An 11,046-nucleotide genomic window follows, 5' to 3' on the forward strand; every position below is an offset into this window, starting at 1 on the left:
GGCGCTCCGGCAAGGCATATGGCCTCGTCGGCAGTTTCACCGCGATCGAAGGAGACACATCGAATGGCACCCAGACATGCCGTGACCGGCCGCCGGACGGCTCTGACCGCACTCGGCGCGCTCCTCGCCACCGGGTTCCCGTCCGCCGTGGCGGCCGAACCGGCACCCCCCGCGGGCCCGTTGCCCTCGACCGCCCAGACCCTCGGCGCCGACCGGCCGTCGGCTCCGCTGCTGCGCGCCCTGGAGCGTGACCTCGGGCTGACCCGGACCCAGGCCTCCCGGCGGCTGATCAACGAGGCGGAGGCGGGAACCCGGGCAGGGCTGCTGCGCAACGCGCTGGGGAACCGTTTCGCGGGGGCCTGGCTGCGCGGCGCGACCTCGCAGGAGCTCGTGGTGGCGACCACCAAGGCCACCGACGTGCCCACCATCAAGGCCCAGGGTGCCAAAGCGGCCGTCGTGAAGAAGACGCTGCGCGACCTGACGGCCGCGAAGAGGAAGCTGGACCGGGCGGCGGCCCGCGTCGACACCCGCGACACGCCCCTGTGGTACGTCGACGTCCCCACGAACCGGGTCGCCGTGGAGGCCCGGACCAAGGCCGCGGCCGCCGCGTTCATCAAGTCGGCCGGCCTCGACGCCAAGGGCGTCGGCGTCAAGGTGACGGCGAACCGGCCACGCCTCCTGGCGGACATCACCGGCGGCGACGCCTACTACATCGACGGCGCCGCCCGGTGTTCGATCGGCTTCTCCGTCACGAAGGGCGGACAGCAGGGCTTCGCCTCGGCGGGCCACTGCGGCAAGCAGGGCGACACGACGACCGGCTTCGACAAGACGGCGCAGGGCACGTTCCAGGCCTCCACGTTTCCGGGCAAGGACATGTCGTGGGTCGCCGTCGACGACCAGTGGAACACGACCGCGAACGTGAGGGCCGAGGGCGACCAGAAGGTGCAGATCACCGGCTCGGTCCAGGCGCTCGTCGGGGCCGCCGTCTGCCGCTCGGGCTCCACCACCGGGTGGCACTGCGGCAGCATCGGGCAGCACGACACCAGCGTCAGCTACGCACAGGGCAGGGTGGACGGCCTGACCCGGACGACGGTGTGCGCCGAGCCGGGCGACTCCGGCGGGCCCTTTGTCGCGGGCGTCCAGGCACAGGGCGTGACCTCCGGCGGTACCGGTGACTGCGGGAGCGGGGGCACCACGTTCTACCAGCCGATCAATGCGCTCCTCAGCGACTTCGGCCTCACCCTGAAGACCGCCGCCGTCGCACCCACGCCTCCGCAGGGCAACGTCACGCAGGCGTGGGCAGTGGGCCGTGTCTATGAAGCCGGGGCCACCGTGCTTCACGCCGGTGTGCGCTACCGGTGCCTGCAGACCCACCAGGCGCAGGGCGCATGGGCGCCCACCCGCACGCCGGCCCTGTGGCGGCGGGTGTGACGAGGGGGCAGGACTGTCCGGCGTCCGCGAGGCATGTACCGCCGGCGCCGGGTGGGACCCGCTACTCCTGTGCCAGCAGCGCGTACGCGGTGGCCAGGAACGGGTCGTGGGCGCGGAAGCGGCGGGTGCACAGCGCGGCCAGGGCGGTGCCGGTGTCGGCGCGAAAGCCCAGGAACGCCTGGTGGCCGAGCGTCGCGCCGCTGTGGAAGTACATCGGTTCGCCGTCCGTCGGGTGACGGAACCAGGCGATGGTGTGGACGTGCCGGTGCCCGATGCCCCTGCGCAGCACGGGGCGGCGCACCGCCCGCAGGGCGGGGGCGAGGTGCGGTGACACGCCGGTCGGGTCCAGGTGCGCCTCGAGGAAGGTGAGCAGGTCGTGCGGCGTGGCCCGTACGGCACCCGCCGCCTGGAAGCCTCCGGCGTCGAAGGCGGGCACGGGTGACACGCCGTCCCTTCCGTGCCCGAGGGCGTCGAGACCACAGTCGTCAGCGCGCAGGGTCGTGTCGTCCAGACCGAGGGGCCGCAGGATCTGGTCGGTGAGCAGGTCCTCCCAGGGGGTGCCGGTCGCGGCGGCCAGTGCGTGTCCGAGGACGGCGACACCGAAGTTGGAGTAGCGCCACCGGGTGCCGGGGCGGTGGCGCGGCCGGTGACGCAGGAAGGCGTCGACGACCCGGGCCTCCGGGAAGCGGGCGTACGGGTTGGTGGTCCAGGCGGGCAGGGCCCGGAGGAGGAACCCGGCCGGCAGGGCGGGCAGCCCGGAGGTGTGGGTGATCAGGTGGGCGAGCGTCACCGGGTTCGCACCTGCCGGCCGCCCCCCGCCCAGGAGGGCGGCGGCCGGTTCACCACCGGTCAGCCGGCCGCTGCTGATCAGCCGGGCCAGCAGCAGCCCGGTGAACGTCTTCGTCGCCGAGCCGATCTCGTAGCGCAGGTTCTCGGGGGCGAGCGGCGGGGACGGGGCGGTGCCGCCGCTCACGAGGCTGCGGCGCCCGTGCCGGGAGAGGGCGAACACCACCTGCGGGGCGTCGGACGCGGTGACGGCGTCGGCGAGCCGTTCAAGGACCGGGCCGTCGTCGGGGGGAGGTTCCGGCGACCGGACGCGCGGGGCGGGCCCCGCGGTCGTGAGCGCGGCGCGCAGGTGCCGGGACTCGTCCGACGGCATGTCATGCGGGGCAGGGGACCGGTCCGCAGGCGTGCCGCGCGAGGCCTCCGGGTCGTCGTCGGTCGGCGCGTGGCGTACGGACGGCGGCTCGTTGGCCGCGGATTCGGCGTCGCCGAGCGCTCCACCCGGCCAGGGTGCGTGCCGACGGGACGTCATGACGCGGGCGCCAGCAGGGACAACGACCGGGATGTGGCCAGTACGGAGGCGTAGGCGGCGACCAGGGTGGGGTGGTAGACGATGTCGAACACCTCGTCCGGCGCGCCCTCGGGCATCGTCCGCAGGGCGGGCATGGCGCCGTCGGGCTGCTGTGCCGCGGCGAAGCCCTCCCAGGCCCGTTCGTCCAGGGTCGGACGGGGCAGGCAGGCGTCGACCACCAGCAGTTCGCCCAGCAGGTCCCAGCGTTCCAGGTCCAGCCAGTCGTCGATCCAGACCGGCAGCCAGGTCGCGAGGTAGTCGGCGGTGGCGGGCGGCAGACCGTCCGGCCTCTCCCCCCAGTCGGTCAGGTGGAACACGTTGTGCGTGACGTCGTAGGCGATGTGCCCCTCCACCGTCCAGGGCTCGGGGGTGCGGGCCAGCCAGGTCGTGCCCCTCACTTCGGCCTCCGGCGGCCGGGGCGGGAGGCCGAACCGGCGCTGGAACGCGGACAGGCCGAGCCGCCGGGTGGGGGTCGCCTCGAAAGCCGCCCAGCTGTCGATCCGGTGGTTGAGGACGGCTGCCCGCTCCACCTCCGGCCGGCTGTAGCCGAGTTCCTTGAAGGGCAGGTACACCTCGAAGGGGATGGGGGAGATGGGCTCCGTGAGCTGTCCGCGCACCAGCATGCGGCCGCCGTCCAGTGTCTCGCGCCAGGCGTGGTCGAGGAGTTGCCGGGCCAGCTGCGCCTGGCGCGATCCCGCGACACCCTCGCGGAACAGCACCTTGCAGATCATGGCCAGTTCGCCGATGGGTTTGAAGCGCTCCAGGAAGCCGATCTCGGGGTCGACGTCGGGTTCCAGCTCGAATCCGTCACGGTGGGCCCACAGCCATTCCAGGGCGCCTACTCCGACGTTGTGGATCAGGCGGGTGTCGGTCATCCCAGCACTCCTTGTCCGCCGGGCCGGTGGTGCGTGGCTGCCCGGGTTCCGTCGTCGAGCCGCCCGGTGGTCAGGGTCGCCGCGAAGGCCGCCATGAGGGTGGGGTGGTAGTGGGAGAGAAAGTCCGGGCTGCTGTCGTGGTCCGCTCCGCTCCCCTGCTCCGGGACCGCGCCGAGGGGGTGCTGTACCGCCGCGATCCGGGCCCAGGCGTCGTGCAGGACGGCGGGTTCGGGCAGCAGGGGCAGGCTCGCCGCCACGGCCAGCAGCTCGCAGCCGAGGTCCCACATCCCGGCGTCGAGACAGGTGTCGAGCCAGGGCGGCAGCCAGTCGGCCAGGTAGCCGGCGAGGTCGGGTGGGAGCCCAGCGGGCCCGGCGCGGCCCCAGTCCGTGAGGTGGAAGACCACGTGGGTGAGGGAGTAGCCGGAGGACTGCTCGAAGGTCCAGGGCTCGGGCAGCCCGGCCAGCCAGGTGCGCCGCAGCGACCGCGGCATCGCGTCGGACTGCCGGATGCCGCTGCGCCCCTCGGCGTTCAGGACGCCGAGCCGCCGCGTCGGCTCCTGCTCGGTGAGCTGCCAGCCGCGGGTGCGGGCGACGGTGGCGGCGGCCGCCTCGTAGCCTCGGTGGCGCAGGCCCGCCGCGGCCATGGCGGCGTACACCTCCAAGGGGTAGGTGGCGAAGGGTTCCAGCCGCTGCAGGCGCATGAAGAGCTCGCCCTGGCCGGTCTCCTGCCACGCGAAGGCCATCAGGTCGGCCGCGCATGCGTGGAGCGGATCCGGGGGCGCGGTGTGCCGGCACACGGTCGCGCACACCTGGGCCAGTTCCCCGAGCGGCTTCCAGCTGCGGTTCACCTGTCCGTCGGCGGCCAGCGCGTCCTCGCCCAGCGCGAACTGCGCGCGATGCGCCGACACCCATGCCAGCGCGTCCTCGGCCACCTGCCGTGTCCCCCGTGCGTCCCTCACACGAACGCTCCCGTCCGCGTCAGCCGTGCCGCACTCACCTGCAGAGCCACGAGCGGATCCTGACCGCCCATCAGCTCCACGAAGTCCAGGCCGTTGTCGAGTCCCAGCGTCTGCGGTACGCCCTCCAGCAGGGTCAGCCAGCGTCCGGCGCCGGCCGCCTGTCGCCAGTCCCTGCGGCGTACCGCGCGCACGAAGCCCCGGGCTACGTCGACCGGACGCTGCCGTGCCGCGCGGGCCACCGCGCAGTCCTCCCCCGGCACGGCGAGGGCGGCCAGCACCGCGAGCTGGTGTGTCAGGAGTTGCCAGGTCGCGTCCTCGAGCCACGCGGCGTCGGGCTCCTCGTGCGGGGCGTCGGCGTGGCCCGGGTCGAGCCGCCGCAGCGTGTGCCGCATGGCCCAGTGGCTCCACCGGACGGTGGGTGCGGCGTCGGCTCCGGGCGGGTAGGCCTCCACGGCCTTGCGGAATACGGCGAGTTCGTCGGGCAGGGGCGGGGTGTGCAGAAGGGTGCTCGGCAGCAACGCGTCGGCTCCCAGCACGCGTACGGCCGCGAGGGCGAGGTCCTCGGCTTCCGCGTGGGACCGCTCGGGGGCGGTCGCACGAGCGTGGTCTCCGCTCCGAAGAGCGGAGACCACACCGGAAGCCAGGTCCTGCACCGCGCCCTGCAAGAGGGACGAAGTGCCTGACTGCTCCATCTTCTACTCCTGTCGGTCCACTAGCCCTTCTTGGGGCGCGGGGTGGGCGGCGAAAGGAGCAGGCCGTAGCCGCCCTTGAACAGGGCCAGTGCGGCGCACTCGCGGCTGTCGCGGTAGATGCCGTCGGCTTCTGCGGGGTCGAGCGCGGCCTCGATGTCGGCGCTCTGGATGCCCGTCAGGTCCTTGGTGGCCTTCTCGGTGGCAGTCATTGCACCATCTCCTCTGCTGAAGTGGATGCTTCCTCTCTAGTGCACCTGATTGCGACAAATCATGCCAACTGGCGCAGAAGTTTATTTGCATCACTTCTTCAACATCTCGCGCATGTGTTACTTGGTTTGCGGCAGTTGTCCCTGATACCTCACCCCTGGTCAGAGCGGGCCACAACCCGCACGGTGCGGACGGCTGTCCGGGGCGCTGCGCGAGGAGGCGTGGGCGCGGCACCGGACGGTGTGAGTGGTTCGGGCCGGGCTGGGGAACCCGGCGAGCGCTGTACCCACCGACTCTCTGGAGAGGGCCATGAGTCTGTTGCGTGTGCTCGGCCGCCCCTTGCTGGCCTCGATGTTCCTCACGGGCGGTATGAATTCCGTCCGCGACCCGAAGGAGGTGTCCGACGCCGCCGAGCCTGTCGTCCAACCGGTCACCGAGCGGGTCCCGGTCCTGCCGGACCGCACCGAGCAGGTCGTACGGCTCAGCGGAGCCGTACAGGTGGCGGCGGGGCTGATGCTGGCCACGGGGCGCGTGCCGCGCCCGGCCGCACTGGCCATCGCGGCAACGCTGGTGCCGACCACACTGGCGGGACACCGCTTCTGGGAGGCGCAGAACCCCGAGGAGCGGGCGCAGCAGCGCATCCACTTCTTCAAGAACATGTCCATGCTCGGCGGACTGCTGATCGCCGCCGACGACACCGGCGCCCGCCCCTCGGTGGTGTGGCGCGGCACCCACGCCGCCCGGGGTCTGCGGCGCGACGCGGGCCTGGTGCGCCGCTCCGTCCGCGCCACCGCGCGGCCGGCCACCGCGGTGGGGCGGGTCCGGGCCAAGCTCCCCGCCTGAGCCGCCGGCGCGGCACCCGGCGGACCGGCACGTCAACCCCCCGAGGACGGGGGGGACCCCAGCGCTGGAGGTGAAGGAGATGGGACACGGAGGAAACGTCATCGAGGAGCTGGTGACCGACCACCGCGAGGTCGAGGAGATGTTCGGCAGGATCGAGGCACTGCCGTCCGGCCACCAGGAACGCAAGATGTACGCCGATCAGGTCACGATGGAGCTCGTACGGCACTCGGTGGCCGAGGAGGCCTACCTCTACCCCGCCGTACGCGAGCACGTGGCGGGCGGGGACGCCGTCGCCGATCAGGAGCTGAAGGATCACGCCACGGCCGAGCAGATCATGAAGGATCTGGAGGGCTGCGACGCCGGCGACGCCGACTTCGACCGGCTGGTGGGCATGCTGATGAGCGAGATCCGCTCGCACATCGCCGACGAGGAGGGCAACCTCTTCCCGCGGCTGCGGCAGGCCTGTCCGATGGACACGCTCAACGAGCTGGGCGACAAGGTGCGCAAGGCGAAGAAGACCGCTCCGACCCGGCCCCACCCGGCGGCCCCCGACAAGCCTCCGGCCAACAAGCTCCTGGCTCCGGGCACCGGAATGGTGGACCGGCTGCGGGACGCCCTGAGCGGCCGGGGCAAGTCCGGGTAAGCCAGGTCACCCCCGATGAGCGGGGCTCGTCGCCCGAGGCGACGGGCCCCGCTTCCGTGTGCGCGTGATCAACCGCCGTGTGTCGACTGCCGTGTGCCGACTGCCGTGTGATCAACCACACTGTGGCCTCAAGGCCCCTGCCGGGCAGGGCGTTTGGACGGCGGGAGAGGGTGGATCAAGGGCAGGTGGAACCGCTTCTCCGGTCCCCTCTGCCACGATGGTCGGCGCCGTACCCGTCGAGGGGTCCACCGTGCAGCGCCGCCGGTGTGCCGCGCTCCCTCGTCGCCCTCCTTTGAGTCCTCCGACTCGTCTTCGAGTACCGCACTGTGCCTTCCTTCCCCTCCCCTGCCCTGCCCGCTTCCCGCTCGCCCTGGCGGTCGCTGCGGTACCGCAGCATGCGCTGGTGGTCCGTCGCGAACTTCGTGTCGAACGCCGGTACGTGGATGCAGCTCACGGTGCAGAACCTGCTGGTCCTGCAGATCACCGGGTCCGCCGCCGCAACAGGCCTGTCCATGTCCGTGCAGGCCGCTCCGGCGCTGCTGATCAGCGTGCTCGGCGGGGCCGCCGTCGACCGGTGGCCGCGCAAGCTGACGGCGGCCGTGAGCCAGGCGGTGCTCGGCGCGATCGCGTTCACCACGGCCGTCCTCGTGGCGCTGGACCTCATCGACATGACCTCGCTGATGGTGCTGGCCGCCCTCACGGGTGTCGTCGCGACCGTCGACAACCCGGCGTGCGCGCTGCTGGGCAACGACCTCGTACCCGCGGAGGACGTGCCCTCGGCCATCGGGGTCGGGGCTCTGGTGCACCAGGCGGGCCGGCTGGTGGGGGCGGCCCTGGCCGGTGTGGCGGTCGGGTTCCTCGGCACGTCCGCCGCGTACTTCGGCAACGGGCTGTCGTTCCTCTTCGTGGCCTCGGTCATCCCCTTCCTGCGTCCGGCGGCCGGTGCGGTGCGGCAGGACACCCCGGCTCCCGAGGGCACCGGGCCCGACCTGACCGTCCGGGAGGGGCTGGCCTACTTCGTGCGCCGGCCGCGCCTGGTCGCGCTGGCGGGTGTGACCGGCATCAGCTCCGTGTTCGGCCGCAACTACGGGCTCACCCTGGCGGTGCTCGTCACCGGGCCGCTCGCGGGTGGTGCCGGTTCGTTCGGCACGGTGTCGACCGTGCTCGCCGTCGGCGGCATCCTCGGTGCGGTGCTCGGCGCCCGGCTTCGCCGGCCGTCCGTGCGGCTCGTGGGCGCACTGGCGGCCGCGGGGGCGCTGCTGCAGGTGGTGGCGGGGCTGTCACCGTCGCTGGCGGTGCTGATCGCGCTGGTCCTGCCGATGGCCGTGGTGGAGTCCGTCTCCGACACCGCCGGCACGGCCGTTCTCCAGACCGACCCGCCCCCGCACCTGCGGGGACGGGTGTTGGGTGTGTGGGGCAGCATCGGCACGGTGTGGGGGCTGGGCGGCCCTCCCGCCCTGGGCCTCCTCATGGAACTGGCCGGGCCGCGCGGGGCCCTCGTCACCGGCGGACTGCTCATCGCCGGCGCGATCGGGGCGGGCTCCCTGCTGCGCCGGCGCCGGGCCCCGGCACCGGTCGTCCTTCGCAAGGAGGGGCACGAAGCGCCGGGCCGGCCGGCCCTGAGCCCGGCGGCCTGAGCGGGCTCCGCACCCACCGGACCGACCGGCACCGACCCCGGCGACCCAGCAAGCACCACCGGACCCACCGGCACCGACCCCAGCGACCCAGCAAGCACCACCGGACCCACCGGCACCGCACCCAGCGACCCAGCAAGCACCACCGGACCCACCGGCACCGACCCCAGCGACCCAGCAAGCACCACCGGACCCACCGGCACCGCACCCACCGGACCCACCGGCACCGCACCCGCCGGGCCGACCGGCACCGCCCCGCCCCGTCCCGTCCCGTCCCGGCGACCCGAGCAAGCGCCGTACGAGGGCAGCTCCTGACGTGTGGTCCGTACAGCTCCGCTCCCCCGCGTGCGCCTTACGGCCGCGACGCCGCCTCCGCCGCCCGCCGGGCCAGCAGGGTCGTGGAGCGGCCGTCGAGGTAGGGCAGGACCACCGCCTGCCCGCCCCAGGTGCGGAGCACCTTCGCCTCGGGCAGGTCCTGGACGGAGTAGTCGCCGCCCTTGACCCAGACGTCCGGCCGCAACCGGGCCAGTACCGCCTCGGGCGTGTCCTCCTCGAAGACCACGACGGCGTCGACGCTGCCGAGCGCGGCGAGGACGCGGGCCCGGTCCGCCGCCGGGTTGAGCGGGCGCCCCGGCCCCTTGCGGCGGGTGACGGACGCGTCGGAGTTCAGGCACACGATGAGGCAGTCGCCGATGCGCCGGGCGCTCTCCAGCAGCCCGACGTGACCGGCGTGCACCAGGTCGAAGCAGCCACCGGTGGCGACGACGGTGCCGCCGCGGGCCCTGACCCGCTCGGCGAGCCCGAACGCGTCGGTCGCGGGCTCGTCGGCGGTGCCGGGCGCGGGCTCGGTCCGCCACAGACCGGGGTTGCCCGAGCCGCCCGCGGCGACGAACGCGGCCGCTTCCGCGACGGCCCGCTGCAGCGCCTCTTCGGGGAGCAGACCGTCGGCCAGAGCGGCCGCCGTCGTGGCGGCGAAGCAGTCGCCCGCGCCACAGGGGTCCCCGGCGGCCCGGTAGGGCACCGGGACCAGCATCGGGGTGCCGGGGCCGGGCCGGGCCAGCAGCACTCCGCGCTCGCCGAGGGTGACGGCCACCCCGGCGGCACGCCAGCGCTCGGCGAGCTGGGCCGCCCGCTCGGCGTACGCGCCGAGCGAGGTCCCTCCGGAGCCGGGGTGCAGGGCCCGTGCCTCCGCCGCGTTGGGGGTGACCAGGCGTGCTCCGGGCACGGGCGGGTCGCCTGTGGGGTGCGGGTCCCAGACCAGGGGCGTGCGGCGGGCGGCGTCCTCCAGGAGCGGTCGCAGGGCACCCGCGGTGTGCCGGCCGTAGTCGGCGACCAGGACGGCGTGCGCGTCGGCCAGCGCCTCGCGGACCGCGTCGTCGGGCTCACCCGGGGTGCCGCCGCCCCGGTCGATGCGGACGACCGGACGGCCGCCCGCGAGGACGCGGGTCTTGACCGGCAGGGTGCCGTCCAGCGGGATCTCCAGGATCCGGAGCCGGCCGCGCAGCCCGCGTCGTACCGCCTCACTGGCCTCGTCGTCGCCGAGCGCGGTCACCAGGACCACGTCCCTGCCGCCACGGGCGGCGAGGGCGGCGGCCAGTCCGGCTCCGCCGGGGTGGCGGCGGCCGCCGGTGACGTCGACGACGGGGGCGGGGGCGTCGGGGGCGAGGCGGGTGGAGACGCCTTCGATGTCCTCGTCGAGGAGAACGTCCCCGACGACGACGAGGGGGTGCGGCCCGGTCATGGTGTACCCCCGTGGGTCAGGACCGCGCGCCGTGCCAGAGGCGTGGAGACGGCCGTGTCGAAGCACTCGCAGAGCAGGTGGACGGCGACGAGGTGGGTCTCCTGGACGTTGGCGGCGGTGTCCGCGTCGATGCACAGGGCCTCGTGGGCGGCTTCCGCCAGAGGGTTCGGGCCCCGCCCGGTCAGCGCCCAGACGCGCAGCCCGGCCTGCCGGGCGGTCACGGCGGCGGCGATGAGGTTGCTGCTGCGCCCCGAGGTGGACAGCAGCATGAGGACGTCGCCGGGGCGGCCGTGGGCGGTGACCTGACGGGCGTAGACGTGGTCGAAGCCGTAGTCGTTGCCGATGGCGGTCATGCTGGACGTCTCGGCGTGCAGGGCGAGCGCGGAGTAGGCGCGGCGTTCCCGGCGGTAGCGGCCGACCAGTTCGGCGGTGAGGTGCTGGGCCTGGGCGGCGCTGCCGCCGTTGCCCGCGGCGAGGAGCCGGCCGCCGCCGCCGAGGACGTCGGCGAGGCGGCCGCCCCAGTCCGCGATCCGGTCCAGGCCGTTCTCCCGGAAGCGGCCCAGGGCCTCCTCCAGCGACCGGCAGTGCAGACGGGCGGCGTCGAGGCCGGGCTGTGCAGAGGATTCGCTCATGCGGATGGGGCACACGCCGTGCGGGGACGGCGGGA

The 11,046-nt window shown here is 73.9% G+C and carries 11 protein-coding genes; 4 read left to right on the plus strand and 7 right to left on the minus strand.

Annotated features, from left to right (window positions below; translation table 11 throughout):
- Window positions 1–63: 63 nt before the first annotated feature.
- The gene (locus tag ACZ7EG_RS35695) at window positions 64–1,431 is read left to right on the plus strand and encodes an alpha-lytic protease prodomain-containing protein (protein WP_471088317.1); all 1,368 of its coding nucleotides are present in this window, start codon (window positions 64–66) and stop codon (window positions 1,429–1,431) included.
- 61 nt (window positions 1,432–1,492) lie between these two features.
- On the opposite strand, the gene ACZ7EG_RS35700 is transcribed toward ACZ7EG_RS35695, so the two are convergent.
- Genes ACZ7EG_RS35700 through ACZ7EG_RS35720 form a run of 5 tightly spaced genes read right to left on the minus strand, consistent with a single transcriptional unit; the run spans window position 1,493 to window position 5,520 of the window.
- Window positions 1,493–2,746 (minus strand): serine hydrolase domain-containing protein, encoded by a 1,254-nt coding sequence (locus tag ACZ7EG_RS35700; protein ID WP_471088319.1) that lies wholly within the window; start codon window positions 2,744–2,746, stop codon window positions 1,493–1,495.
- Window positions 2,743–3,660, minus strand: coding sequence for a DUF6895 family protein (locus ACZ7EG_RS35705; protein WP_471088321.1), 918 nt, complete (start codon window positions 3,658–3,660; stop codon window positions 2,743–2,745). The genes ACZ7EG_RS35700 and ACZ7EG_RS35705 overlap by 4 nt, the downstream gene beginning before the upstream one ends.
- Complete coding sequence (locus tag ACZ7EG_RS35710; protein ID WP_471088324.1) at window positions 3,657–4,619, minus strand: DUF6895 family protein; 963 nt, start codon at window positions 4,617–4,619, stop codon at window positions 3,657–3,659. Before ACZ7EG_RS35710 ends, ACZ7EG_RS35705 begins: the two co-directional genes overlap by 4 nt.
- Window positions 4,616–5,311, minus strand: coding sequence for a hypothetical protein (locus ACZ7EG_RS35715; RefSeq protein ID WP_471088326.1), 696 nt, complete (start codon window positions 5,309–5,311; stop codon window positions 4,616–4,618). Before ACZ7EG_RS35715 ends, ACZ7EG_RS35710 begins: the two co-directional genes overlap by 4 nt.
- Window positions 5,312–5,331: 20 nt before the next feature.
- Window positions 5,332–5,520 carry a hypothetical protein gene (locus tag ACZ7EG_RS35720; protein WP_471088328.1) on the minus strand — a complete coding sequence of 63 codons (189 nt, stop codon included), beginning with the start codon at window positions 5,518–5,520 and terminating at the stop codon, window positions 5,332–5,334.
- Between the two features lie 307 nt (window positions 5,521–5,827).
- On the opposite strand from ACZ7EG_RS35720, the gene ACZ7EG_RS35725 reads away from it, so the two are divergent.
- The 3 genes from ACZ7EG_RS35725 to ACZ7EG_RS35735 all read left to right on the plus strand — a co-directional run bounded on the left by ACZ7EG_RS35725 (window position 5,828) and on the right by ACZ7EG_RS35735 (window position 8,641).
- Window positions 5,828–6,361, plus strand: a complete 534-nt coding sequence (locus ACZ7EG_RS35725; RefSeq protein ID WP_471088330.1) for a DoxX family protein — start codon at window positions 5,828–5,830, stop codon at window positions 6,359–6,361.
- A gap of 79 nt (window positions 6,362–6,440) precedes the next feature.
- Entirely contained in the window at window positions 6,441–7,004 is a 564-nt protein-coding gene (locus ACZ7EG_RS35730) for a hemerythrin domain-containing protein (RefSeq protein ID WP_471088332.1), read from the plus strand.
- Window positions 7,005–7,354: 350 nt separating this feature from the next.
- Window positions 7,355–8,641, plus strand: coding sequence for an MFS transporter (locus ACZ7EG_RS35735; protein WP_471088423.1), 1,287 nt, complete (start codon window positions 7,355–7,357; stop codon window positions 8,639–8,641).
- 349 nt (window positions 8,642–8,990) lie between these two features.
- Here the strand turns inward: ACZ7EG_RS35735 and rfaE2 are convergent, their stop codons facing one another.
- Together rfaE2 and ACZ7EG_RS35745 are read right to left on the minus strand one after the other, a co-directional pair.
- On the minus strand, window positions 8,991–10,379 hold the full coding sequence (rfaE2, locus tag ACZ7EG_RS35740) for a D-glycero-beta-D-manno-heptose 1-phosphate adenylyltransferase (RefSeq protein ID WP_471088334.1): 1,389 nt from the start codon (window positions 10,377–10,379) through the stop codon (window positions 8,991–8,993).
- Window positions 10,376–11,011 (minus strand): D-sedoheptulose-7-phosphate isomerase, encoded by a 636-nt coding sequence (locus ACZ7EG_RS35745; protein WP_471088336.1) that lies wholly within the window; start codon window positions 11,009–11,011, stop codon window positions 10,376–10,378. Before ACZ7EG_RS35745 ends, rfaE2 begins: the two co-directional genes overlap by 4 nt.
- Window positions 11,012–11,046: the final 35 nt, after the last annotated feature.

The organism is Streptomyces sp. NPDC037100, assembly GCF_055606225.1.